This window comes from Spirochaetae bacterium HGW-Spirochaetae-1 (assembly GCA_002839375.1).
GTDB lineage: Bacteria > Spirochaetota > UBA4802 > UBA4802 > UBA5550 > PGXY01.
In genome coordinates, this window is sequence record PGXY01000007.1 from 526,931 (window position 1) to 553,002 (window position 26,072).

At 44.1% G+C, this 26,072-nt stretch carries 16 protein-coding genes; all 16 read right to left on the bottom strand.

Going from position 1 to position 26,072, the window contains the following annotated elements:
* Positions 1–36 precede the first annotated feature (36 nt).
* Positions 37–2,061 (bottom strand): hypothetical protein, encoded by a 2,025-nt coding sequence (locus CVV44_15865; protein PKL37809.1) that lies wholly within the window; start codon positions 2,059–2,061, stop codon positions 37–39.
* Positions 2,062–2,619: 558 nt separating this feature from the next.
* A complete protein-coding gene (locus CVV44_15870; protein PKL37810.1) occupies positions 2,620–2,961 on the bottom strand; it encodes a hypothetical protein in 342 nt (113 codons plus the stop codon).
* A 126-nt stretch (positions 2,962–3,087) separates the two neighbouring features.
* Positions 3,088–3,933 carry a flagellin gene (locus tag CVV44_15875; GenBank protein ID PKL37811.1) on the bottom strand — a complete coding sequence of 282 codons (846 nt, stop codon included), beginning with the start codon at positions 3,931–3,933 and terminating at the stop codon, positions 3,088–3,090.
* Positions 3,934–4,269: 336 nt separating this feature from the next.
* Entirely contained in the window at positions 4,270–5,127 is an 858-nt protein-coding gene (locus CVV44_15880; protein PKL37812.1) for a flagellin, read from the bottom strand.
* Positions 5,128–5,742: 615 nt separating this feature from the next.
* The gene (locus CVV44_15885; protein PKL37813.1) at positions 5,743–7,725 is read right to left on the bottom strand and encodes a hypothetical protein; all 1,983 of its coding nucleotides are present in this window, start codon (positions 7,723–7,725) and stop codon (positions 5,743–5,745) included.
* A gap of 12 nt (positions 7,726–7,737) precedes the next feature.
* Positions 7,738–10,296, bottom strand: a complete 2,559-nt coding sequence (locus tag CVV44_15890; GenBank protein PKL37814.1) for an alpha-glucan phosphorylase — start codon at positions 10,294–10,296, stop codon at positions 7,738–7,740.
* Positions 10,297–10,432: 136 nt separating this feature from the next.
* Positions 10,433–12,310: a hypothetical protein gene (locus CVV44_15895; protein ID PKL37815.1), complete on the bottom strand. Its 1,878-nt coding sequence runs from the start codon at positions 12,308–12,310 to the stop codon at positions 10,433–10,435.
* A gap of 31 nt (positions 12,311–12,341) precedes the next feature.
* Positions 12,342–14,612 carry a hypothetical protein gene (locus CVV44_15900; GenBank protein ID PKL37816.1) on the bottom strand — a complete coding sequence of 757 codons (2,271 nt, stop codon included), beginning with the start codon at positions 14,610–14,612 and terminating at the stop codon, positions 12,342–12,344.
* Positions 14,613–14,616: 4 nt separating this feature from the next.
* Complete coding sequence (locus CVV44_15905) at positions 14,617–16,215, bottom strand: bifunctional glutamine amidotransferase/anthranilate phosphoribosyltransferase (GenBank protein PKL37817.1); 1,599 nt, start codon at positions 16,213–16,215, stop codon at positions 14,617–14,619.
* Entirely contained in the window at positions 16,212–17,606 is a 1,395-nt protein-coding gene (trpE, locus tag CVV44_15910; GenBank protein ID PKL37875.1) for an anthranilate synthase component I, read from the bottom strand. The genes CVV44_15905 and trpE overlap by 4 nt, the downstream gene beginning before the upstream one ends.
* A gap of 170 nt (positions 17,607–17,776) precedes the next feature.
* Positions 17,777–18,592, bottom strand: a complete 816-nt coding sequence (locus CVV44_15915; GenBank protein PKL37818.1) for a hypothetical protein — start codon at positions 18,590–18,592, stop codon at positions 17,777–17,779.
* Positions 18,593–18,653: 61 nt separating this feature from the next.
* Complete coding sequence (locus tag CVV44_15920; protein PKL37819.1) at positions 18,654–20,921, bottom strand: hypothetical protein; 2,268 nt, start codon at positions 20,919–20,921, stop codon at positions 18,654–18,656.
* A gap of 2 nt (positions 20,922–20,923) precedes the next feature.
* Positions 20,924–22,909 (bottom strand): hypothetical protein, encoded by a 1,986-nt coding sequence (locus tag CVV44_15925; protein ID PKL37820.1) that lies wholly within the window; start codon positions 22,907–22,909, stop codon positions 20,924–20,926.
* A 415-nt stretch (positions 22,910–23,324) separates the two neighbouring features.
* On the bottom strand, positions 23,325–23,729 hold the full coding sequence (gene atpC / locus CVV44_15930) for an ATP synthase F1 subunit epsilon (GenBank protein PKL37821.1): 405 nt from the start codon (positions 23,727–23,729) through the stop codon (positions 23,325–23,327).
* A gap of 2 nt (positions 23,730–23,731) precedes the next feature.
* Positions 23,732–25,147: a F0F1 ATP synthase subunit beta gene (gene atpD, locus CVV44_15935; protein PKL37822.1), complete on the bottom strand. Its 1,416-nt coding sequence runs from the start codon at positions 25,145–25,147 to the stop codon at positions 23,732–23,734.
* Between the two features lie 42 nt (positions 25,148–25,189).
* The gene (gene atpG, locus CVV44_15940; GenBank protein PKL37823.1) at positions 25,190–26,071 is read right to left on the bottom strand and encodes an ATP synthase F1 subunit gamma; all 882 of its coding nucleotides are present in this window, start codon (positions 26,069–26,071) and stop codon (positions 25,190–25,192) included.
* Position 26,072: the final 1 nt, after the last annotated feature.

The following is a 26,072-nucleotide window of genomic DNA, read 5'->3' on the forward strand; positions in this document are numbered from 1 at the left end:
AATAATCTTTATGGGGAAGCAATCCTTTCTGACCGGTCATTTCCCTTCATCGCCATTGCCAAGCTGCTGGTTCATCCAGCTCTTCTGTGCCTTGGCGCCGGAAATGGCTTTTTCCATGGTGCCGAATTTCTGCCTCAGTTTTGCTTCGTATTTTTTCAAATGATCCGTATGTCGGTCTATCCGCTCATTGGCCATCTTGATCGATTCATTTTCAAGGTCAATTCTGGAGGCAATTACGTTTTTCCCGAATCCGACATAGGTGTTCAACCGGCTTACCAGGATGTACGCCATGCCGTTATCGGTCTTATTGTCGCCATCGGTATCGGAGCCGAAAAATACCTCTACTCCCTCGGGATTTTCCATTATTGATGATCTGAGCAATCCTTCATCAACCTGAAGCTTTCCTTCCTTGATTGATTCCCATTCTGCATTCACCTTGCCTGTTGAGATACCCATCTGTGTTAAAATTTTTATGGGCTTCTCCAGCCTGCTGGGATAGGCGCCGTTAATAGTCGACTTCAGCATGTTTTCCAGGCTGATGAGAGTCATGTCACCGACAAAAATTCCCTGTTTCCGCAGGTTATTTTCATAGTCACCGGGCCGCGTAGAACGTTCAACCTTGGTGAGCTCCCGGTGCAGTATTATATAATTATTATAGGCTTCCACGAACTTTTTAATTTTATCTATGGATTTGGTTGCATCCCGATCCACCTTAACCGTGATGGGATTTTGCGACGGCATCTTCAGATCAAGACTGAGGCCCTTGATTACATCGTTGAGATCATTATTCTTGTCCCGAATAATCTCAATGCCATCCACCTTCAGCCTGGCATCCTCGGGTTTGGCTATTTCATTTTTTGCCTGCAGCGCATCCTTATCTTTTACCGGAGTGGCGAACTTTGCCTCAGAGAATTCACTCATACCGTCATTACAGTAAAAAATAACTTTGCTAATTTTTTTTCCGGCAAAATCGGACCCTACGGGCATTTCCTGTTTGCCCTTTGCATCCTTATCCACAGAATATATTTTTTCTTCACGTTTCCCCGCTTCATCAACGGAAACGACTCCCACACCCAGGAGACTGTCATAGGCCTTTTCGGGCTTCGTTTCTTCCGGGGGTCTGATGCGGGACACATTATAACCATTCAGCTCTATCCCCTTTACCGTTATCTTTTCATCAGGCCCTATTTCAAGGCGCGAAGGAAACTGTTCCTCTTCCTCTTTCTTGGGTTTCTGGTAGGTAAATGTAAATTCAAGCAGCGTGTCCTTTGAAACAGTTGCGGAAACAGGAAGCGTGTATTCCTGCCAGAGCAGACCATTGAGAGATAACTTTTTACCATCCTCGCTGACTTTGATATTGCCCGTCTGCTTATCAGTTTCCTTCTGCCCCATGTATGAGGTAAAATACCTTTTATCAAAAAGCAGGGTGGCTCCCTCGACCTCGCCGCCCTTTGGCCCGCTGGCCAGCCCTGTTTTTCTTAAAAAATCAAGATCACCCTGGATAATAATTTCTCCTTTCTTTCCGGAGATCTTGGACTCCAGGGTCAATACCTCCTCATCACCTGACGTTCTCACCAGGGATGTGGCAATGGAATCGGACGCCGTTTCATCGATCCTTTCCTTCAGGCTCTGGAGTTTACCACCCTTGAAACGGATATTATAATCGTTCCCATCAACCTTGAGAGTAAATTTCCCGGCCGGAATGCTTTCGGTTTTTAAAACGGGATCCGTTGACAATTTATGGCTCGAGGCCACCTGAATGATCTCAATTTTACGCAGACCGGGATCGGCCTTTTTTGTCGCCCGCACATCAAGAAACTCGGGATTGGAGGACACGGCTATTTTTTCATCGTAAGAAGCGCGGAAACCATATAGTTCCTTTGCCGCGTCATTGAGCTCCTTCAGGTTTTTGCTGAGAACCTGAAGAGCTTCTTTCCGTCTTTCATTCTTCTTAATATCCGCTTCAAGCTGTTTGATTGGTCTTGCTTCAACATTAACAAGTTTCTCAATGATACTGTCGGTATCCAAACCTGAAGCCACTCCGCCCATGGTTATCGGCATTACAGTTTCCTCCCGTGGCTGGATAGGGAATAATTATACATAGGAATGTTTCTCATAAATATATCTTCTCAGGTAATTATCGTCAAATTACCGATTTTAATAATATCTTATTTTCAGGGGACATAAATTTTTTTTGAAAACAAATAAAGCACCATAGGCAAACAAATACATTAAATATTGCATAATCTATTTAAAATTAAATCCATTATAACTTTTTATTATGGGCACCTCTAAAAATAAGGTTTTTCATTAACCAAAAAATGAAAAAACCTTATTTTTCCTATGCTTGTGCCCACAAGGGAACTTCCAAAATCTAATTTATAGAGGATCCCTTATTTTATACAATATAAAACAAATGATTATAGGAAAACATAAGTGGTAATAAAGGGGATAATAACAGCGAAAAACAACAATGCCCGATTCAAATGCGCAAAGATACCCCCTGCACACGAATTATTCAACAAAAAGGTGTGCACCGGTGGTCTCTTCTCCACCACAGTGAGTCTGATTACTTACCGGGAAATATAAAAATCATATTCCAGGTATAAAACATGCAGCCTATCGGGACTCATCCACGAATGTGCCAAGAAATTCCTGGATATGTTCCAGCAACTTGATGGCGTTCTTTGCAGGGATCTCCCTGATAACCTCTTCAGTTTCAGGATCTATCACCCGCATTATAACGCGGTGAGTCTTTTCATGATAAGTGAAGGAAATTTTTTCACCGAACTTGGCCAGTGAATAATTAAGTTTTTCCACTGCCTCGAAAATTTCCTTTTTCGACGGTTCAGCATTAGCTGTTTTCCCTTCGGTACGATTTTCACCCGCCTGCGTGTTTTCACCATTGCCGGTCGAGTATTTAAAACTGTCAACCTTGTCGATTATTCTTCCAATATTCATGATAAACCTCCGTGTCCTTACTGGCACCTCCTTGCAAAATAAAAAAGTTCCTCCTTCCGGTCTCCCAACCGGAAGGAGGCCGAAACTGCTGCACTGCAGGAGCAGTTTCTAATTTTATAGTGATTCTCATTCCAACAGTTTCATTACAAGCTTTGGCTTAAAATTCGCTTGAGCCAGCATCGCAACACCAGTCTGAATGAGAATCTGGTCCTTTGTGTACTCAACCATCTGAGCAGCCATATCCACGTCCCGCACGCGGGAATCCGCAGCAAGCATATTTTCATAGGATCTGGTCAGAGAACTGATAGTGTTCTCCATCCGATTATAGTAGGCGCCAAGATCTGCCCTCTGTCGATTTAGCTTCTCAAGAGCTATATCAACATACCCAATCATGGCATTCGCCTGACCTACAGTCGAAATAGAACGCTTCTTACTCGCCTCATCTACGAGGTTCAGGGCCTTCGCACCAATGGTGGAAATGTACACCCTGATCCGCTGATTGCTGTTGGCTCCAACATGGAAGAACATACTGCCGACTTTACTAGTTTTAGCGAAAGCTCCTGTCAGCATTTTCATCCTGTTGAATTCAGCAGAAGTCGAGATGCGGTCGATCTCTTCGATAAGCTGCGACACCTCCACCTGGATCTGTGTTCTGTCACTATTGGAATAAATTCCATTAGCAGACTGAATCGACAATTGTCGGATCCGCTGGAGAATATCGTTAACCTGCTGGAATGATCCTTCCGCGACCTGTACAAAAGACAGACCGTTCTGAGCATTTTTCTCAGCCTGGATCAGACCGTTAATCTGTGTCCTCATTTTCTCAGACACGGCCAGTCCGGAAGCATCATCACCAGCGCGGTTTATTGCTTCGCCCGAAGCAAGCTTTTCGATAGACTTATCCAGCCGCGCCGCGACATTCTGCATTTGCCTGTTCGCAAATATCGCGCTCATGTTGTGATTGATTCTCATAGCACCCTCCCTTGGTTTGTGAATCAGGATCGCCGTTTTTTTTAATGTCCAAGCTTTCCCGGTTTTTCAGTCCCAACATCTTGTTGGAAAAGGAACCGCACAGCAGTTCAAAGGTTTTCTCCTTAATCGCCGTCCGGACTGCCCATAATCCAGACAACACCGGCGCCGAATAATTCCGGCAGCCGATGATGCCCTCCCAACACCACAAGCTGCCGGAATCTCTTCCCGGCAAAATAATACGTATTGGGCAGTCACCAAGGGAAATGGTGCGAGAACCATCACAGGTTGAATTTTCAAAGAACATTATTAGTCTTACTTCAGGGACTTTTTAGTTTACTACATAGATCCGTTTAACAGTCTCAGTGCCGATTGCGACTGCAGGTTCGCCTGACTGAGCATCGCTGTTCCGCTCTGTACAAGCACCTGATTTTTCACAAACTCAACCATCTCCTCAGCCATGTCAGCATCTCTGATCCTGGACTCGGCTGCCTGGATGTTTTCATAAGCCACCATAAGTCCTTTGGCGGTCATATCCATCCGGTTGTAGTATGCGCCTAAATCGGCTCTCTGCTTGGAAAGAATCTGCAAAGAGTTATCCAGCAGGCCAATGGCATCATTCGCACCACCGGGAGACGAAAGAGAGATCGCAACCTTACCCGTGGCATCCCTGAATCTGAATGCCTGGGCGGTCATCGTTCCCACGTATACGCGTTCCCGCTGGTTCTGGTTTGCACCAAGATGAAACCACATGCTGGCCTTGGGATTCACTCTCGAAAACTCTCCCGTCAGCACTTTAAACTTGTTAAACTCGGCCTGTGAGGCGATTCGGTCAACCTCATCAACAAGAGCAGACACCTCAACCTGAATCAGCTGCCTATCCCTGTTGGAATAGATGCCGTTTGCGGACTGAATGGCAAGCACCCTTACCCGCTGAATAATCTGAGCCGTCTGGTTCAGATAACCTTCAGCAGTCTGGACGAAAGACATACCGTCTTCGGTATTTCTTTCCGCCTGCCTGAGCCCCTGAATCTGGGTACGCATCTTTTCAGATACGGCCAGACCTGATGCATCATCTCCTGACTTATTGATCCTCTCGCCGGAAGAAAGCTTTTCCATGTTTTTCTGGACGCCCCATTGAGAGAATTTCAAAGTCCTGTTTGCATTAATTGCACTCATGTTGTGATTAATAATCATTTTACACTCCTTTGTTTCTGTGTTTTTCCCGGCTTCCTTGCCAGACTGATCCCGAGGGCCGAAGATCAGTAATTGATACCAGGTTATCGACTGAAAAATCAGTCTGTAACGGCCCGGTTCCAGGCTTGTATCTGGGCACATACAAGCCTGCAACAGAATGAGTGGTCATGACGTTATCGCCAACAGGCCAATCGTTTTCAAAGAACCCGAAGTAAGAAGGGACTACGCCCTGTTCGAAAGTTCGTCACCTTTGGTGGTCATATTTAACACTGTTATAGGCTGTTATGGACAATTGAAGGTTATTATATTATAATATGATCGTTTTTTATCATGTTTGATCCATTTTCCATTATTTTGATGTTTTTTTGCATTTTTCCTGTTTTTTTACAATAAATGCAGTAAAGACATATGAATGGCGGTATTTTAATGGCGGTATCATGTAAGTGAGTGTATTTAATTCTGTTGAATGATGTCGGATGGATTTAGAAGCAAGTCATACAATGAATCGGCTTTATTTCAGGACCAGAGAAGGCTATATGTAAAAAACTATTATGCAAACAGAAGATGCTCTGACCCTCATATTCCGCAGTGAAATTTATTTATCGGGATAATCCGTCAGGGAGCGGCCTTTTTTACCCTTTTGAAGAAAAACTCTGTACGCCTGTTCCTGCTCCTCCCCTCTTCCGTATTATTGGGGGCGATAGGTTTCTTTTCGCCAAAACCAGTAGAGTCCACTCGCTCGGGTGAAATACCGTTTTTTATCATATATTCCACTACCGAATCTGCCCTGCGCTCGGAAAGCTTCTGATTGTAATCACTATCTCCCGTGGAATCGGTATGTCCCTGAACTTCAACATCGAGATTCTTATTCTCTTTTAGAAGGGTTATGAGTTTGTCCAGAATATCCAGCGATTCCTTTTTAAGGTAGGCCCTGTCAACCTCAAAGAGAATATTATCCACCACAACAGGCCTATCCTGCTGCAGTTCATCGAGCTCAATAACCTTTTCCTTATCCTGATTGCTCACAATTGCTTTTTTGGGAACAAAACCCGGGGCTGTAATCACCAGTTCGATATTATCACCGCCAGGTACTTTTATATCTCCTGAGCCGCGAACGGTCTCCTTTGAATGATGTACTATCCTGCCCTTATCACGCTTTTTTATCTCCACAGTAGCAGTAATATTTTTACCCGTCTTATCTCTCACATTTACGGTCAGGTCACGAAGACTCTCGATCTTATCCTGATCCTTTTTATCATAGATTCTCTGCGGTGGCGCCACATCATCTTTCTTTTTATTCTTGTCATCGGTAAGAGTTGCGAATCCGCTGCCTCCGTCGACTATTTTAGTATAGTATTCAGTTCCCAGGGCATAGAGATAATTTCCCGCCGGGAGAAACATGATGCCTCCCGAGGCCACAGGCTGTGAAACAGCTCCGGGGAAAGGAGTAGTATATTCCCAGATAGCTTCCTTGCTGACAAAGTTGGAGGCCTGCAGGAGTCCATATGTCATATCCTTGCCATTGACCGTTTTTGCCTGGTTGCGTGCTATATATATCTGGTCTCGTACCGTGACAAAAAGGGGACCTGACCTGGGCGATACGACAATCCTTTCATTAATATTTCCCGTTTCTGGATCAATCACTGCCACATCGCTGTTCCCTATGGCAAAAAGAATGGCCCTGTCGGTAAAACTGGGATTAGAGGTTATGTAATCGCCATAATCTTTCATCCAGATGGTTCGGCCATCCCGAATATCAAGACAGTACATGCTCATGGTGCAGGGGATGTATACCTTCTGCTTATACACAACGGGAGGAATTATTGCAAAGGGTTTCGGCAGGTCCCTGGACCAGACCTGCTTACCTGTTTTCACATCCAGGCAATGAACGGTATACCGGCCGCTGGAATAATCCATGGACTGGGCAAAGATAAGATCATCATAAAAAGTTGGAAAACCGCTGAATGATTTAATGAGTTCATTGTCCCACTGCAGGTGACCATTGTTGATGTCCCGGGAAAGAAACATGTTTCTCGTACCGTACAGGATAATCTCGCCGGAAATAACAGGATCGGAGTAAATGCCGTCCACCATGGGTAGAGGCTTATAGCCCGAGAGACCCTGCCGGCCCGTCTGTTCTTCACGCATCGCCGTACGCGCCCACAATACCTTTCCCGTGCGCTTGTTGAATGCATATATGGCGATGGGGTCGGTAAGAAAGAGGGTATCACCTTTAATCAGAGGATACTTGACCTTTCCGGCCGCACGCGACAGGGCCTTGAACTGACGGGAAATATCCTGCATCCTCACTTTCCAGATGAGTTTCCCGTATTCCTCATCTATACAGTACACCGTGGCGCTGCGATCGACAAAATATACACGGCCATCGGACACAACGGGATTAAACACCTGGTCATCGGCCTGGAACAGCCATTTGAGATTATTGTTCTTTACGATTATCTCATCATTATTTCCGGTAAAATAAATATTTCCCTTGTAAATAGGCCAGTCAGCCCCCTGAAGCTGCGCAGGGTAAAAACCCGGGGTCAGAGCCGCCGCTATTGAAAACAGGAATGCAATGATAACCGTATTTCTCATGTCAGGCCTCTGTCACGCCCAGATTATATTTATCTCGGGATCAAATTTCCGGTATGAATCATCATGACTTGCCAGCACACGCACGGTGAAACCAAACTGGCCTGACTTAAGGCAGAGGAGCTGACCCACGTATTCATATAAATTATTATCAATTTTATTAATGAGCGACATGGGCAATGCGGCGCCTTCGGAAATCTCATCTTTCTGGCTCAGGGAACCAAAATAAAGCTCCACCTGAACATCATCGGGAGTCAATTCTCCCAGGTTGACCTGGGCGGTTACGGTAATTTTTGACCCCACAGTGATTTCCTTCTCCTTATTAAAGGAGAGGTCCTTAATCTGTATCTGGTCCCATTTTTTATGAGCAGTATGTTTCCACTTTGACAGGCTTTTTGCTATCCGATAATTATCGCCCGACAGTATGGAAAAATTCTTGTGGCCTTTAATATAATATTTTTCAGCGTAATCCTTCACCATCCTGTTGGTATTGAATACGGGATTAAGCGTTTTCATCGATTCCTTTATCCTGGCAAGCCATTCCCTGGGAAGACCATCAAGCCCCCTGTTATAGAACATGGGAATTACTTCCATTTCAAGGATATTGTAAAGCGAAAGGCTCTCTACATCATCCTGATATCCGTGGTCATCATACACCTCACCCTTGCCGATGGCCCATCCGTTATTCGCGTTATAGGCCTCATCCCACCATCCGTCAAGAACGCTGATATTGATGCCGCCATTGGGTATGACTTTCATGCCACTGGTGCCCGAAGCCTCTTTAGGCCGAATGGGAGTATTGAGCCAGATATCCACTCCCTGTACCATATACCTTGCAATGTTGATCTCATAATCCTCGAGAAAAACAATCCGGTTTCTGAACCGCTCATCCTTGGCGAGATGGATTATCTGCTTAACCAGTTCCTTCCCCATATTGTCCCGCGGATGAGCCTTGCCGGCGAAAATAATCTGTACCGGCCTGTCCTTGACGCTCAGGATAGAAGCAAGCCTGCCCATATCACGAAGGAGGAGAGTCGCCCGCTTATACGTCGCAAAACGCCGCGCAAAACCAATGGTCAGGGCGTCGGGGTCCAGCACCGAATTGGACTTATCCGCTTCCTTGGGAGGAAATCCCCGGGCAAGCATCTGCTTTTTCAGCAATCTCCTGGCAAAAGCGACCAGCCTTTCACGCGACCTTTCACGACAGCGCCACAGTTCCGAATCGGGTATTTCATCGATATTTGCCCATATGCTGTTGTCGGCAGGGTTGTCGATCCAGCGGGGACCAAGATAGCGGTTGTAAAGCCGCATCATCTCGTCGGAAGTCCAGGACAGGGTCTGCACTCCGTTGGTGATATGACCGATGGGAATTTCATGTTCCGGCAGCGTGGACCAAATATTTTTCCACATATTGCGCGAGACATGACCATGCAGCTTCGACACACCATTGCTAGCCGCCGCCGTCTTGAGAGCCAGGACCGTCATGCAGAAAGTCTCCTGCTTATCAAAGGGATTTTCTCTTCCCAGGCCCATAAACCGTTCGCGGGTTATTTTCAATTTTTCATAGTAATGAGAAAGATATTCATCGACCATTACCGGGTCAAAACGGTCATTACCGGCCGGTACCGGCGTATGCGTGGTAAAAACATTGCTTGATACGACGAACTCATAGGCTTCGTCAAAAGTCAGTTTATTGTCACGCATGGAATTATATATCCGCTCCACGGAAAGAAACGCGGCATGGCCTTCATTCATGTGATACACAGTACAGTTGACCCCCAGCGTCTTGAGCGCGCGGACACCGCCGATCCCCAGCATGATTTCCTGCCTGATTCTCATCTCCGTATCTCCGCCATAGAGCTGATCGGTTATGGTCCTGTCCTCCAGATTGTTATCCTGGATGTTTGTATCAAGAAGAATAAGCCTGATTCTTCCGATAGATGACTGCCAGAGCTGGGCATGCACAATTCTGCCCGGGAATTCAACGGAAATTTTTACAGGTTCGCCTTTGTCATTCCTTAACAGCTCAATGGGGAGATTGTAAAAATCCAGTTCGGGAAAGCTTTCCTGCTGCCAGCCATCCATGTTCAGATACTGGTGAAAATAACCGAGCCGATAAAGCAAGCCAACACCGAAGAGAGGAAGCCCCAGTTCGCTGGATGATTTCAGATGATCTCCTGCCAGGACTCCCAATCCTCCGGAATAAATGGGAAGGCACTCATGGATGCCGAACTCCGCTGAAAAATACGCAACCTTCGCATCTTTGTAATCGACCAGATTTTCTTCAAACCAGGACTTACTTGAAAGATGCCGGTCCAGTTCCGTTACAACCCTTTCCATATGGGCCAGGAAGCTTTCCGATTCAGCCGCCTCGTCAAGCTGAGTCTGTGAAACCGTACCAAGAAGCTTCACGGGATTATGTTCTACCTCCCTCCAGAGATCCACATCGAGTCTCCTGAAAAGCTCTATGGCTTCATAATTCCAGACCCACCATAAATTATACGCTATCTTCAACAGCGGCCTTAATTTTTCTGGTAAATATGGAGTAACATTAAATTTTTGTACATGCCCCATTGTCAGCTCCTCAATTTTTCACGGGAGGGTTTCAAACCGCCCGATTGATAGTCACAAAAAGTATCACCATGTGCAAACAAAGCAATTTTCAATCTGTTCACACTGAAGCCCCGATGACATAAAAGCAGGAAAAGAATCAGGCCGTTACCGGCAAATATAAAGATACGGTGGTCCCTTTATCTTTAATCGAATTAATATCGATATACCCCTTGTGCCGTTTAACAATAGCATAACTGATGGCAAGTCCCATACCACTGCCCATATCCTTTGTGGTGAAATAGGGGTCGAAAATCCTGTTTAAATCATCCCGGTCAATACCCCTGCCTGAATCCTCGATAATTATCTGAACATACCTCCCTTCCTGGAGAGAGATACCGTTATGCATCTCTTCATTTTCCACCTGTATGTTCATTGCTGCAATTTTAAGCATGCCGCCATAGTCCATGGCTTCAAGGGCATTTGTGATAATGTATTCGAGCACATGACCAATCTGAAATTCATCCACTTCGACCATCCAAAGGTTCGAAGAAATATTCAACACACATTTACAGGGGGCTCCTTTCAACAGAGGATCGCAGATATTAGAAATGAGGAGCTTCATATCTGTATTCTTCTTAACGGGCTTCCCGCCTTTTGAGAAAGTACTCAATTGATGTGTCAGCTCTTTCACTTTAAGTGCAGCCTTCTCTGCATCGTTGAGTGTATCAATCAATTCGATGTTTTTCGGATCAATTTCCATTCGTGCCAGGGAAAGATTGCCTATAATGGCCGTGAGAGCATTATTATAATCATGAGCTATCCCACCTGCCAAAATCCCAATGGCCTCGAGTTTCCTGGCCATGAGTAATTCCTGTTCCATTTTTTTCTTATCAGATATATCTCTCAAAATACCGTTAAAGAAGGCCATTCCCTCAGTTTTTGTCTTAATAAGGGAAACAGAGCCCTCTAAATAGATTTTTTTGCCGCTTTTCGCCACACCGGTCCAGTTTTTCAGCATACTGAGTTTTCCTGATTTATAAACCTTGTTAAAAAAACTGTATACGCTTTCTTTTTCTTCGGGATCAACAAATTTTTCAAAAGGACTTCCGATTATTTCTTCTTTCGGATAACCCAGCTTTTCACTCAGGGCCCGGTTTACATAGAGAATCCTTCCTTTAATATCTGCCTCGTAATATCCGTCCTCTATGCTTTCCATGACGGATATCCATTTCTCTTCACTCCTGCGCAGGGACCGCTCGAACTGTTTTTTATCTTGTATATCTGAATATACACCCTGTGTGCCGATATAGATTTTTTCATTTTCCCCATTATACCTGTACACACCCTCGGAACATACGGAAAAAAAATGAGAATCCTTACCCGACTCACTATCAAAGGACACATTGAGAATTTCCTTCGATTTTGTCATGAGTCGAACCTCGAAAAAACGTGTCATCCTGTTTCCCGTTCTTCTTTCGAGGATGCGATTCCGTGCCATTTCCCTATCATCGGGATGTACCAGGTCAAGAATACTGGTTCCAATGAGCTCTTCCTGTTTATACCCGTAGCGACTCACAGATTCGCTTATAAATGTAATACTACCGTTTGTGTCAACCCGATAAACGATATCGGGAATGACTTCCAGCATGGTTCTCAGTTTTTCTTCCGATTCAAGGTAGAGCTTTTTGATATTTTTCAGTTCAGAAATATCGTCAATAACAAGAATATATTCATTTTCAGCAGCATTGAGCAGAGATGTTTTCAGGTATTTTGCCGTGTTGCCAGAGTCATTGATTTTAATCTCGAGTTCATTCGCCGATTTTGTATTATAATTCTCAAAAAGACTCCGAAAATGGCCTATATAATCAAAAAGGCAGGTATTCAGAACATCATTATTTTTTTTAAACTGGCCGTTCAAGGAAAGCAAAGAAAAAGCACGGTCATTGATGGATATAATCCTGCCATCAGCATTACAGCAACAAAGTCCCATCCCTGCTTTTTCAAACAGATCCAGATCCATCCCAAGTTCTCCCATTTGAGAATAGTATAACAGGATAATTCTTTAATCAACTATTTTTCTGGATATATTCGAAACCGATCAGAACAATATCATCCTCGCTGATGGCATCACCCTGGAAATTTTTAACATTGTCAATTATCAGGTCCAGAGAGTCCTTCAATGGCTTGCTGCTCTGTTTTTTAATGATATTCAGCAGTCCGTTATAGCCGAGCATTTCTTTGTTTTTATTGATGGTTTCATGAATGCCGTCGGTATATATAAACAGCCTGTCACCCTGCTTGAGGGAGACCGTCATTTCCTCGATAACGGCCTCTTTAAACATACCAATGGGTTTACCTCGCGGTGTGAGTAACTCCACAGATTTTTCCTTTTTTCTGAAGAGTACCGGCGGACAATGACCTCCTCTGGTAAATGTAAAATTCATGAAAGGACCATCCTGCTCAAAAAAACCGTATATGGCAGTGAGAAAATAGGATCCCATGCTTGAATATAACTCTCTGTTCAACCTCTGCAGTAAAGGGACAGGCCTGTCGCCGAATTTTATACTTAATCTATCGATTGCCGATTTCACCAGTGCAAGAAACAGGGCTGCTGAAATGCCATGCCCTGCCACATCTCCGAGAAAAACTCCCAGCCTGTTGTTGCTCAGTTCATTAAAGGAGAAGAGATCACCACCGATTGCCTCCAACGGCATATAACAGTACCCGATTGCCAGGCCGGGAAATTGGGGGGCTTCAGCGGGAAGAATCTGCTTTATGATCATCTGCGCATATTGCAAATCTTTGACCATGGCCTGGTTCTGGGCCCGCAATTTCTCCTCGCTTATCTTAAGAGCCTCTTCGGATTTTTTCCGGTCCGTAATATCTTCTTTTACGGCAACAAAGTGGGTAATCTTACCCTCCTGGTTTCTGTAAGGCGAAATTGAAGCAAATTCCCAGTATAGTTCCCCGTTCTTTTTTTTATTATGGAATTCCCCCCGCCACTCATTACCGGCCAGAATGGTCGTCCAAAGATTGTTATAAAAATCTCCGGTTTGCCATCCCGATTTGAGAATCGCCGGTGTTTTCCCCAGGACTTCGCGTGAGTTGTATCCCGTAAGGCTTGTAAATTTCGGATTAACGTATTCTATTGTCCCCTTGATATCGGTTATGATTACCGAAGCGGGGCTCTGTTCTATCGCACTGGATAATTTACTTATCTCCTCTTCAGCTTCCTTGCGTCCCGTAATATCATCCAGGGTCCCCACGATATTTTTCACATTACTGCCGTGAATCAGAGTGGAAAGGAAAACAGAGACGATCCTTTTTTCGCCATTCTTTCTTTCCAGTTCCGATTCAAAATGCACTATCGCCGCATCCTTGACAAACCTGGACCTGAGCAGGCTGAAGATTTGCCGGGTTATTTCAGTATTGAACATGGTGGACACGGCGTTACCAATTATCTGCGACGAGGAATAGCCGGTAATATCCGTAAACAGTCTGTTGACCATGAGAAATTTGCCTTCGCTGTCAATGACGAAAATCGGATTGGTATTATCCATTACCCTTTCGATAAATTCATAGGACCTGATAAGAGTATCCATCATGAATTTCTGTTCACTGATATCTTCAGCTACCTTCATATAATGGGTCGTTTCCCCCTTGCTGTTCTTGATGGGAGATACTGTGGCCGATTCCCAGAAGATTTCGCCGCTCTTGCGCCGGTTCTGCAGCTCCCCCTTCCATTCCTTGTCGTTGTTTACGGCATTCCAGATGTCCTGATATACAGTGGGTTCGATGTCGACGGGATTTATAAAAACATAATTTTCACCTTTGATATCCGCCTGCTTGCAGCCCGTCATTCTTTCAAAACCGGGATTCACATACTCAACAATGCCGTCTATACCGGCGATAACTATTGATACAGGGCTCTGCTCCACAGCAATGGAAAGCTTGCGTATCATATCTTCACGCTGTTCATTCTCCCAGCTGAGAAAGCTATTGACCAGTCCCAGCACCTTTCCGTCAGAAAGTTTCTCGCAATTGATCTCGCAGTATATTAATTTACCATCATGGCCCGTAATCCGAATTTTACTGCATACCGTTTCGGCCCCGGCGAAATCACAGAACATTTTCTGATCATCGACAGGAATAAGTTCATCCAGGGATTTGCCAATATAATATTCAGGGGTATGTTTGGTATATATCTCAACTGAGGGATTAATGAACAGGCACAGGCCCTCTTCATTAAGTAAAAAAATGATATCCTTACTTTGCCTGAAAAGAAATTCTCTGACAAGTTCCAGATTTAGTTCCTTTTTGTCGATATCACCGGTCATAAGATCATATACTGTTCGTTATTTCCTTTAATTGAATAAGCTTCTCCCGGGCCCTTCCGGAACCGATAGATTCTTCTGCCATTTTAATGCCATCGGCAACATCCGTTCCCAGTCCGGCAGCGATGGCAAATCCGGCATTCAGACACACAATATCACGGGCTGCTCCGCGTGTTCCATCAAATATTTGATTTATGATATGGGCATTTTCCACGGCATCACCCCCCTTCACCAGGTTGATTCCACTTCGCGCGTAACCCGCATCCTCGGGCCTGAAGGTAAACAATTTCACTTCTCCATCCCGGATCTCGGCGATAAGAGTTTCGTCGGATATGGATATTTCATCGAGCCCATCATTCGATGATACTACATACCCCCGGGAAATGCCAAGATTTTTCAGAACAATAGCAATTTTTTCCACTAATTTCTGGCTGTAAATACCCATAATCTGGAACCGGGCCGAGGCCGGATTAGTGAGGGGACCCAGGATATTAAAAACAGTCCGTATCCCCATTTCACGCCTGGGGCCTATGGCATATTTCATTGCCGGGTGAAGCTTGGGCGCAAAAAGAAAACCAATGCCGATCTGATCAATGCAATGGGCCACCTCTTCCGGACCGAGATCGATATTCACATTCAATGCTTCCAGCACATCGGCACTTCCCGATTTACTTGAAATACTTCTGTTCCCATGCTTTGCTATTTTCACGCCGGCACTGGCGGCAACTATAGCGGCTGCCGTTGAAATATTGAAGGTTCCCGAAGAATCACCCCCGGTACCGCAGGTATCCACAAGATCACGACTGACAGGCTTTATCTTTATTGACTTATCCCGCATAACCTGTGCAAAGGCGGTTATCTCCTCCGTTGTTTCACCCTTCAGACGAAGAGCGGTAAGAAAAGACGCTATTTGGGCAGGTGTGCTGTTTCCCTCCATGATCTCGTTCATGACGGATTGCGCCATATCCCGTGTCAGGTCCTTTTGGTCCATGACCCTGGCAATGGCATCGCGGATCAAAATCCCGTCGGCTTTTTTCTCATAGGAATAATCGAGAAAATTCTTCAGCAGGTTTTTACCCTCTTTTGTCAGAATGGATTCGGGATGGAATTGAACACCTTCCGTGAGATGCCTCCGGTGCATCACTCCCATTATCTCTCCGTCATTGCAGTATGCTGTAACTTCCAGTTCATCCGGGAGTGTATTAGTGTCGATTGCCAGAGAATGGTAGCGTGTTGCTTCGAAGCCTTTAGGTATATCACGAAAAATTCCCTTGCCCCCGTGATCAATGGCGCCGATCTTTCCATGCATGAGATACTTGGCCGAAACGATTTTTGCCCCAAAGGCGTATCCAATAGCCTGATGACCAAGGCATACACCGAGAATGGGAATTTTTCCACTGAACTGGCGTATCACCTCAACGGTTATCCCGGCGTCCTCGGGCCTGCCTGGACCCGGGGATATTATAATATGGGAAGGCTTCATTTTTTCAATATCACCGACACTAATTGCGTCATTCCGCACTACAAGGACTTTCTGGGAAAGCTCTTCCAGGTATTGTTTCAGATTATATGTGAAAGAATCATAATTATCAATTAATAATATCATAGATATTCCTCAACCATCTCAATTGCTTTTGTCAACGCCTTCAGCTTGTGTATTGTTTCATAGTATTCCCTTTCAGGGATGGAATCGGCCACAAGCCCTGCACCGGCCTGGAGATAGGCAAATCCGTCTTTCACAACAAATGTGCGAATAGTGATACAGCTGTCAAAATTCATATCATACGAGAAATATCCTATCATCCCGGAATACACACCACGGCGTTCCGACTCCAGTTCGGAGATAATCTCCATGGCCCGTATTTTCGGCGCGCCCGATACGGTCCCTGCGGGAAAAGTCGCCTTTATAAGATCGAAAACATCGCAGTCATGCTGAAGCTTTCCCGTAACGTTTGATACGATATGCATGACATGGGAGTAATATTCCACGACCATGAGATCATCGACCTTGATCGTACCGCCCTGGCACACCCGGCCGATGTCGTTTCTTGCAAGGTCAACGAGCATAATATGTTCCGCACGTTCCTTTTCATCACCCAGCAGTTCCTGCTCATTGAGACGATCTTCCTCCGGAGTGGCCCCGCGCGGTCGTGTACCCGCTATGGGGCGAATATTTACCGTCCCGTCACTGAGCTGCACATGGATCTCCGGCGAAGAGCCGATTATCTCCATGTCATTGCACTTGAGATAGAACATGTAAGGTGATGGATTGATAATCCGCAGGCATCGGTAGAGATTGAAGGCGTCACCGCTGACGGGAATTTTCAGTCTCTGGGACAGAACTAGCTGAAATATATCCCCATCAAAAATATGCTGCTTTGCCTTTTCAACGGCCTCTTCAAAACGCTCTTTTGAAAAATTAGACTTGTATGCAATGCGGCCCTTTTCCTTTTTTACGGCAAAGGGCTCCAGTTTGAGCCCCTCACCGCTGACCTGTTTGACCATTTCGGTTATCCTGGCAGCGCAGCGGTCATAAATTTTTCCAGCGTCATCACCCTCAATAAAGGGTGAATTCACCACAAAAAGTTTATGCGTCAGGCCGTCATACACGATGACCATATCAGCCATAATGAGCTCAAAATCATTCTGACCGATTGTATCCTTCTGCTGAAGTTCCACTTTTTCAAAATACTGAATGGAATCATACCCGATAAAACCGACAACGCCGTTTACAAAAGGCGGCAGTGAATTATTTTTATATGGCTCGATCCGTTTAAAATATTCACGTATGAATTCCATCGGATTTTCATAACGCCCCTTGACATCCTTTTTATCACCGTCCACGATAGAAACGATGCCGTCCTTACAGGTGATGGCCTTCTCGGAGTTGCCCATGAAACTATAGCGGCCCATGTATTCTCCGCTGACAGCGCTTTCAAGGAGAAACTGGTATCTCCCTCCCCGTGTCTTAAGGAACAGGGAGATGGGGGTGTACATATCGCCCTGCAGCTCGGTATAAATCGGAATGAGATTATACTCCGAGGCCAGGCGGATAAATTCAGTTTTTTCAGGATATATTTTTTGCAATGTTAAACTCCGTTACATATTTGTAATTAAAAAACGGATTAGACGATAATATTTCATGCTAGAATTTCAAGGTTTCTTTTTCAATCATTATTTTCAAGGCATGTCCTGAAACCATAATAAGGACTCCTGGCCGTGGGACAGCGGCGAAATCGGTAAGCTGGATTCTTCTGGACGGGCATACTCATAAGCGATCCGCCTCGCAGCACCTTGTATGTCTCGCCGAATTCAGTGTTTGCCGGACCTCCGGGATATTGCCTGAACCAGTTTATTGTCCATTCCCAGACCAATCCTGTTGGATGAAAACTCCTGTTCTCATGAGCAATATCAATCAACACGTGCATGAATGATTTGTTTTCTACCCGGCTGTCACTCTGAAGACCCTGCATATCTCGCAGCTTTATCTCATAAAGCTGCACCATGGCCTCCCACTCCCATTCCGATGGCAGGCGCACCTTTTCTCCGGTTATATTCGATTTATACCTGCAATATTCCTCAGCATCATTGCATGACACCTGCAGCACCGGCACCAGGGCCCCATATTCCCTGTAGAGAATATCATCATCATTCATAAAAGGAGCATTCCAGGAAACATCTCTTTTTTTTTCCCATTGATTGCCCCACACCCAGCCCCAGCCATCACGTTCCGCCTCAGTCCTGTAACCCGTTTCAGCAATAAACGCCTTAAAATCATCATAGACTGTAAGTTTTTTTGAAACATGGCATGACTGCAGCTCAACATCATGGCGGGGATAGGAATTATACAGGTATGTGCTGTTTATGGCAGGACCGGTGAATGACCTGTCGGCGAGAATGGAACGAATTTCATCATCGGTCATTCCCACCGGGTACAGTCCCTGGGGAATTTCGAAATAGCTATTTCGTTCAACTTTCTTCATTTTGAGGAGGATATTTCTGCCGCTGTGTTCAGTAACCGGTATATTAAATGAACAGGTATTGTTATTCCAGAGAGTCCATAATACTGTAGAGGTCACTGCCGTCTTCTGGAAACTCGGCTATCATGAAGGTGACCAGCAGCTGAATATTATTGCCGCCCGATGATTCAACGACTTTATTCCTGATGGCATTGGCAAGAGGTATCGTATATTTTTTGTCCTTTCCCGGCAGCACTAAAAGAAAACGGTTTCGCCCGTAGCGGAAAGAGAAATCGGTGTCCGACAGCCTGCTCCTGATTATTTTTTCAAAATTCTCCAGGAGTGATCGCGATTCCTCATAGCCGAACAAATTGTAATAGCGCTTGAAATTTTTGATAGAAAACAAGGCGAACGTAACCGGAATATTGAGCTCTGCTGCGTTCTCCAGTTCCTCGGCAATGCGGTAAAAAATAACTTCTATATTATCGATATATTTTTTCCCGCGGGAATCGCTCTCTCGTATCACCTCGATATAACTGAAAATAAACCGTGATATCTTTTTTATTTTATTGTCTATTTTTTTAATATCCACATTATCGCGCATGCGAAAAACAACAATAATCCCGTTCAACCGGCTTCCCAGGACAAAAGGATATGCCCTGAATATGGCCATTTTATTAATCCGGTTTTCATCGAAAACATCGAGAATCATTCCCGCATTTTTAAAATCATCTACAATTACCGGCGCTTCACTTCTTCCCAGGTGTTTTATCAGATGTGCTTTAGAATTTATCCTGAAATCGTCCTCCTGCAGGGAAAGAAAATCCTCCAGCTCCACGAAATAAGGGAAAAAAGATCCATCTTTTCTGTCCTGCACAAATATGGCATAACTGAGAATTCCCAGTTTTTCGAACTCATCCCTAACCGTTACGCGAATCTGGTCAATTGAATTCTCATTCACGATCTTTTCCTGGAACCAGTCCACATGCCGTATATCACTCAGGTCATTTTTTAAAAATTCTATTTCCCTGTTCAGCTTTTCCTTTTCAACTATATTATTCAGTACAATGGCCGACGTTCTGCAGACTATCCGGATGAAGGCCTTTTCCTCGTCGGTATAATCCTCCACCGACACCTTATCCCCCAGCAGAACCGCACCGATTATATTTTTCCTGAATACTATGGGAGCCATATACCGGGCATCAATGGCAAGATAATTAAGATAATCATCCTGCAGCCCCGGATCATTCTTGTATGCATCAAGATCCATTATTTTTTTAAGCCGGTGCAGTTCGCCCAGAATACCTTCATTTTTATTGAAATAAAGACCGTGATTGTCGATTGCTACTCCCTGGGAAACAGGAAGAATCCATCGCAGGCTGTCCGGTGAATCCGGTACTATTACCGAGGATGAAGTTGAGCCTATCTGGCCCATGAGCGTAAAAAGTATTACATCATATAGTTCTTCTTTAGTCGTGCATTTTATGATTTCTTTTTCAATTTCATAAAGCAAAAGATAGTCGTCAAACCGCGTATCTTCCTCAACCTCGGAGTAATCTCCATTTATTGACATATCTGTTTCATCATAGTCGGCTTTAGATACGCTTTCAAATTCATCGGTCAACGATTCGCCCATATCCCGGTCGTTATTCCTCCCGGAACTCACAGTCGCTCTTTCAGCTTCGCTTCCATCGTCATGAGCCTCTTTGATCACCGGTCTCTTTTCAACCGAAAGGTCCGGTTCATCTTCAGGTCCCAGCAAATCAACCTCTGCATCATCGGACTCAAAAGGCTTTGCTTCTGCAGCCGTAATTATTCTTTCCTGTTTATCCTTGGGAGCAGGACCTTCTCCACCGATCCCCGGACTTCCGGTCCCTGGCAACATGCCGGCACCAGTTGATTCCTCTTCCCCCGGCAGTTCAAATAATTCATCTTCAATTTCACGCCCTGGGGTAGTCTGTATATCGAGTTCCCTGTCATCGATGGCAAATTCTTCCAGACGAGCATGGTCAGCCATATCTGATTCAATTGGAGACTCGGAAATTTCTTCATCAATTATAAAGTCATTATCCAGTTCATCGGTGACCGGTACTTCGTCACCAATTTCAGCTGAAATATTATTTTCTTCAACGGCAACAAGATCATCACCGTCGAGAACGTAGATCTCATCCTTCCCGTTCACTTCTATAATGGAATCGACGGGTTTTCCCGTATCGGCCATATCAGGCGACGTTTTATCCTCGTCCACAATGAGATCGGTCTCGGCAGGCCCCATAATTCTGTCCATAATGGTCTCATGCCCTTTCCGGTTCATCTCCTTCTTATATTCCAGTGCTTTTTCGAGAAGCCCCATGCCTACACACCTATCTCATGAAGAACATTTACATACAGATCAAAATATTCTGAACTGGCAAATTTTTTCACAACATCCTCAGGAAGTTTTTCAAAAAGCCCATCCAGATATTTTAACAGCTTTTTAATATCGGTCTGCTGTTCATCGGGAAATTCCCTGACGAAACGGTCAACATCAAGATCATCCTCAATGATAACAATTTTATCCGTAATATCATAAACCGAATCAACAATTTCCACTGACTCGCTTTTTACTTCGACGACATCTCTTCCCAGTTTTTGTTTGATTAAACCGACATCCTCTTCAAAAATAAGGGCTCCCTTGCCGGAAATATCCTCTTCAATGGAACGCCTTTCGCTCTCATAAAAGCTTTCTGCGTCAGGCAGGATATAGTTACAGTATCGTTCACCGTCGTCATAGGCGCCAAAGGGTGAAAATTCAAACTTTATAAGATTAAAAATTTCATCAAGGTTTACATTTTTATATTCTTCAAAAAATAATCTTTCTTCAATTAATTCAAAATCTGCCGTATTCAGACCAAATATCTCAACAGCCGTTGACGCCTGCTTCGGTCCCTGTATACCATAGAGATCATCTATCTCACGAACATACCTGCCATAATCCTCTTCGAAGACGGCATTATCAACAAAATCCAGTTCATCATCCTTGTATTTATATTCATCATCCTCAAATTCAAGAAATACATCGTCGGAAATGCCGGCGCTCACAAATGATGCATGAGCTATTTTTTCTCTGTCTTTATCCTTGTCAGCCTCTTCGAGGATTATAACCCTTCCATCGGAAATCTCGGCCACATCAGGGGCTATTGCCTCAAGTTTATTTTCTTCGAAGATGGTTTCTCTCCCGGTTTTTTTCCTGGAAATAATTTCATCATCGATAAAGAGAACCTGCTCATTAATTCTTTCTAATTCCCGTATTTCTTCCGGAATGATTTCTTTCTCGATAGTGTCAAAAATATTATCAATACTACCATCCCTTTCTTCCCGATAAGGATCACGGTGTTCCCTTTGCGATGGTCCTGTAGCCTCCTGACCGATTATAATTAAATCTTCTTCCGCAGCTTCCCTTGCGGGCAGCACTTCATCATCAAGCCTGACAGGAATTAGATCAATTTCTTCAAGGCCCTCGGCATCTTCAGCATGATATGTTTCAACCTGGGCATACCTGTTTTCAGATATTTCATTGCGTTCATGCTCCTCATCGTCAATCTCTTCAATCACCAGGTCGTGAATGACCGATCCCCTCCCGCGGGATACAGATTCACGGGTTACTTGAGCCTTTTCAGGTTTATCTTCATCGTCAACAATCAATGGCTCCAGAGAAAGATCATTGCCACCGGCACTCCCTTCTTCATATAAATCTTCAGAGGATGCCAGGGATGATGATTGAACAGATTCTTCATCATCATTGGCAGCGACATACTCAATTGTATCCTCGTCATAAATTTCCGTCTCTGTCACATCAGTCATGGGCTCGAGGGCAGCCCGGGGCGATGGCTTCGTCTCCTGTTCGTGGGAAATATTCTTCTTCAGGGGTATGAGATCAAATTCTTCCAATCCTTCGATAAGGTCATTTTCTGTGAGGAATACTATATCTTCCTTGGCAATTTTTTCAGCCTCACCAAGATCGATGCTTCCAATAACATTGAGGTTAAAATCCCTGGGAATTCTGTTTTTAACTTCATCGGGAAGCCTGATAGTGAATTCCTCCTTCCGGGGAACCGATTTTTTTGTCTGAACAGGTTGGGACGCCTTTTTGACGGGTATTTTTTTCAAAGAAGGCATACTGGAATCAAATTCATCTATTATCACACCGGGCATATTTACATTATCCTGAATTTCCTGATCATCACCAGATCCAGGCTTAACTGCCATATCACGATGTGTTCCTGAATCTTCTTTTTTCACAGTATTCCCTGCTATCTCTTCGTATGTCTTTTTCTTCTCATGCATGGTTCTTTCAATCATAGATCAGATATTTATAATATATGAAAACATCTAAACGGTAATTTATACAAATTCCCTTTTAAAATACAAAAATTTTTTAAACCAATTATCAATTTACTCATTTCCGCTAATATTCTGGGCACCTCAAATAATCAGCTTTTTCTAATAGTTATTCCTGTAAGGGAACATCCTTATTAAAATTTATCGAGGTTCCCTTATATATAATGTATACTAATATCCGTTCGAATAGACAGCATTAATTCAATCCGATATCTGAAAAATAAAATCATAGATCTTTTTATCCCGAAAAATTATCTACCCAACAAACCCTACGATGGGAGTACAATTTATTATCGGTATTTTTCAATTTTGAATATAATAAAAAAAGGATGCCCGCAAGGACATCCTTTTCGAATTTCAAATGTTTAGAAACAATCTATCGCAGAGCAACCCTGAGACGGGCTTTTACCTTGTCCTGCTCCAGTTTTATTAAAGTCTGTTCTTCCGAAAACTTACCAAGCTGACTCTTCTGCTCTTCCAGCTCTTTCATTTTCTTTTCGAGTTCATCCTTTTTAAGCTCTTTTTTGGATATTGCCGCTTCTGCAAGAACAATAAGTCTATTATCCTTGATCTCTACAATACCGCCTTCAATAACCAGATAGTCTGTAGAATTATGGTCTCTCAGTCTCACTTCACCTATTCCCAGCTCGGCTATGAGTGGTGCATGACCATACAGGAAACCAAGTTCTCCATCATAGGCCTGTACAACAACGAAGTCAATATCGCCTTCATACAGCGTTTTTTCAGGAGTCAGAATGCTGCAATTTATTTTCCTATTCATTATTAGCTACCTGTGGTTAGTTTTTTAGCCTTTTCAACAGCTTCATTTATATCGCCGACCATATAAAAAGCCTGTTCAGGAAGTGCATCATATTCACCGTTGATAAGCCCCTTAAAACTCTTGATAGTATCTTCGAGTTTTACATATTTACCGGCGAAACCAGTGAACTGTTCTGCAACAAAGAAAGGCTGTGACAGGAATCGCTCGATCTTGCGAGCCCGCTGAACAAGAAGTTTGTCTTCTTCAGCAAGTTCATCCATACCGAGGATGGCGATGATATCCTGCAGGTCCTTGTACCTCTGGAGTATCCTTTTTACTTCCATGGCCGTTCCATAGTGATCGACACCCACAATTTCAGGAGCCAGAAGACGTGATGAAGACTCAATTGGATCAACAGCGGGATATATTCCTTTTTCTGCAATCTGTCGTGAAAGTACGGTTTGTGCATCAAGGTGAATAAACGCTGTAGCAGGAGCAGGGTCAGTCAAGTCGTCAGCAGGAACATATACAGCCTGAACAGATGTGATAGATCCTCCTTTCGTTGAGGTAATCCTTTCCTGAAGCTGACCCATTTCACTGGCCAGAGTAGGCTGATAACCAACAGCTGACGGCATCCTTCCCAGCAGAGCAGATACCTCGGAACCAGCCTGGGAAAATCGGAATATGTTGTCAACAAAGAGAAGAACATCTCTTCCTGACATATCACGGAAATATTCACACATGGTAAGTGCTGTCAGAGCAACCCTTAGCCTTGCTCCAGGAGGCTCATTCATCTGGCCATACACGAGGCAGGCTTTAGTGATAACACCCGATTCCTGCATCTCGAGCCAGAGGTCATTACCCTCACGTGTTCTCTCACCAACACCGGCGAATACTGAATATCCACCATGCTGCTGAGCAACGTTGTTGATAAGCTCCATGATAACAACGGTCTTTCCAACACCTGCACCACCGAAGAGACCGGTTTTCCCACCTTTAATATAAGGGGCAAGAAGATCGATAACCTTAATACCTGTTTCAAAAATTTCTGATTTCGGCTGCAGTTGATCAAATTTAGGTGCTTCCTGGTGAATTGACCTTCTTTCTTTGGTATCTACTGGTCCACGTTTATCAACCGGCTCACCAAGCAGGTTAAAAATCCTTCCCAGCGTCATTTCGCCCACCGGAACAGATATGGGTGCACCGGTATCAAGTATTGTAGCGCCCCTGCTTATACCATCAGTAGAAGCGAGAGCAACGGCACGTATCCTGTTACCGCCAAGATGCTGCTGCACTTCACAAACTATTCTTCTTTTTTCACCCATAACTTCAATATCAAGCACAAGTGCGTTATAAATTTCAGGCAATTTTCCTTCTGGAAACTCTGCATCGAGAGTTGAACCGATTACCTGAACAACCTTTCCATAGTTTTCACTCATTGTAGTCTCCTTATTATACAAATATGAAAATGCAAATTCCTTCTATTCAAGAGCAGCCGCACCACCAACGATCTCAGCTATCTCATTTGTAATCTTGGCCTGACGCGCTCTGTTATATCTGACTGTTAACTCTCTTATCATTTCAGAAGATGCATCTGTTGCGTTCTTCATTGCGACCCTTCTGGCAAACTGTTCAGAAAATCCTGATTCTAGGAAACAGGTAAACAGTTTGACCTTGATATACAAGGGCAGAATATATGAAAATATTTTTGCCGGATTGGGTTCGAAATAATAATCAGTCGATGTGGGAGGCAGAACATCGGTCTGCTCTTCCACCATTGGTGCTATAGGCAGCAATTTAATTACTTCCGATTTTTGAGATGCTGATGATAGCACCTTTGTATAAGAAATATAAATCTCGTGAAATTCACCACTGAGGAAAAAGTTCGTCAACTCTGCGCCGATTTTAGCAGCCTCATCAAAGGTAAATTTATCCTCTGGATTGGGGGCTGTTCTAAACAGTCGCTGATTGATAAAGTTATAGAAGTTTATTCCTTTTTTCCCGACTACATAAATCTGGGCTTCTTTGCCTTCAAGCTCCAGTTTATCCTTTAATTCCATTGTCTTTGAAGTAACATTGGCATTAAAGCTTCCACATAAACCGCGATTACCCGTAATCTGGAAAATAAGCGCTCTTGTAGGATTTGCAATTTCCTTGAGAAGAGGATCGTTAAATCCTGAACCGCCAAAAGCAAGCAGATCAGCAATTATATGATTCACCTTTTCTTCATAAGGCTTAGATTTTTCCAGTCTACCCTGCATTTTTTTCATCTTTGAGGTAGATACCATTTCCATGGTACTGGTAATCTTTTTAGTATTCTTAATTGATACTATTCTATTTTTAATATCTCTTTGAGTTGCCACA

What these genes read in the sequence shown, in the direction of transcription:
- CVV44_15865 (PKL37809.1), bottom strand. Translation starts at nt 2,061, where the DNA reads ATGCCGATAACCATGGGCGGAGTGGCTTCAGGTTTGGATACCGACAGT.
- CVV44_15870 (PKL37810.1), bottom strand. Translation starts at nt 2,961, where the DNA reads ATGAATATTGGAAGAATAATCGACAAGGTTGACAGTTTTAAATACTCG.
- CVV44_15875 (PKL37811.1), bottom strand. Translation starts at nt 3,933, where the DNA reads ATGAGAATCAATCACAACATGAGCGCGATATTTGCGAACAGGCAAATG.
- CVV44_15880 (PKL37812.1), bottom strand. Translation starts at nt 5,127, where the DNA reads ATGATTATTAATCACAACATGAGTGCAATTAATGCAAACAGGACTTTG.
- CVV44_15885 (PKL37813.1), bottom strand. Translation starts at nt 7,725, where the DNA reads ATGAGAAATACGGTTATCATTGCATTCCTGTTTTCAATAGCGGCGGCT.
- CVV44_15890 (PKL37814.1), bottom strand. Translation starts at nt 10,296, where the DNA reads ATGGGGCATGTACAAAAATTTAATGTTACTCCATATTTACCAGAAAAA.
- CVV44_15895 (PKL37815.1), bottom strand. Translation starts at nt 12,310, where the DNA reads ATGGGAGAACTTGGGATGGATCTGGATCTGTTTGAAAAAGCAGGGATG.
- CVV44_15900 (PKL37816.1), bottom strand. Translation starts at nt 14,612, where the DNA reads ATGACCGGTGATATCGACAAAAAGGAACTAAATCTGGAACTTGTCAGA.
- CVV44_15905 (PKL37817.1), bottom strand. Translation starts at nt 16,215, where the DNA reads ATGATATTATTAATTGATAATTATGATTCTTTCACATATAATCTGAAA.
- trpE (PKL37875.1), bottom strand. Translation starts at nt 17,606, where the DNA reads ATGTACACCCCCATCTCCCTGTTCCTTAAGACACGGGGAGGGAGATAC.
- CVV44_15915 (PKL37818.1), bottom strand. Translation starts at nt 18,592, where the DNA reads ATGAAGAAAGTTGAACGAAATAGCTATTTCGAAATTCCCCAGGGACTG.
- CVV44_15920 (PKL37819.1), bottom strand. Translation starts at nt 20,921, where the DNA reads ATGGGGCTTCTCGAAAAAGCACTGGAATATAAGAAGGAGATGAACCGG.
- CVV44_15925 (PKL37820.1), bottom strand. Translation starts at nt 22,909, where the DNA reads ATGATTGAAAGAACCATGCATGAGAAGAAAAAGACATACGAAGAGATA.
- atpC (PKL37821.1), bottom strand. Translation starts at nt 23,729, where the DNA reads ATGAATAGGAAAATAAATTGCAGCATTCTGACTCCTGAAAAAACGCTG.
- atpD (PKL37822.1), bottom strand. Translation starts at nt 25,147, where the DNA reads ATGAGTGAAAACTATGGAAAGGTTGTTCAGGTAATCGGTTCAACTCTC.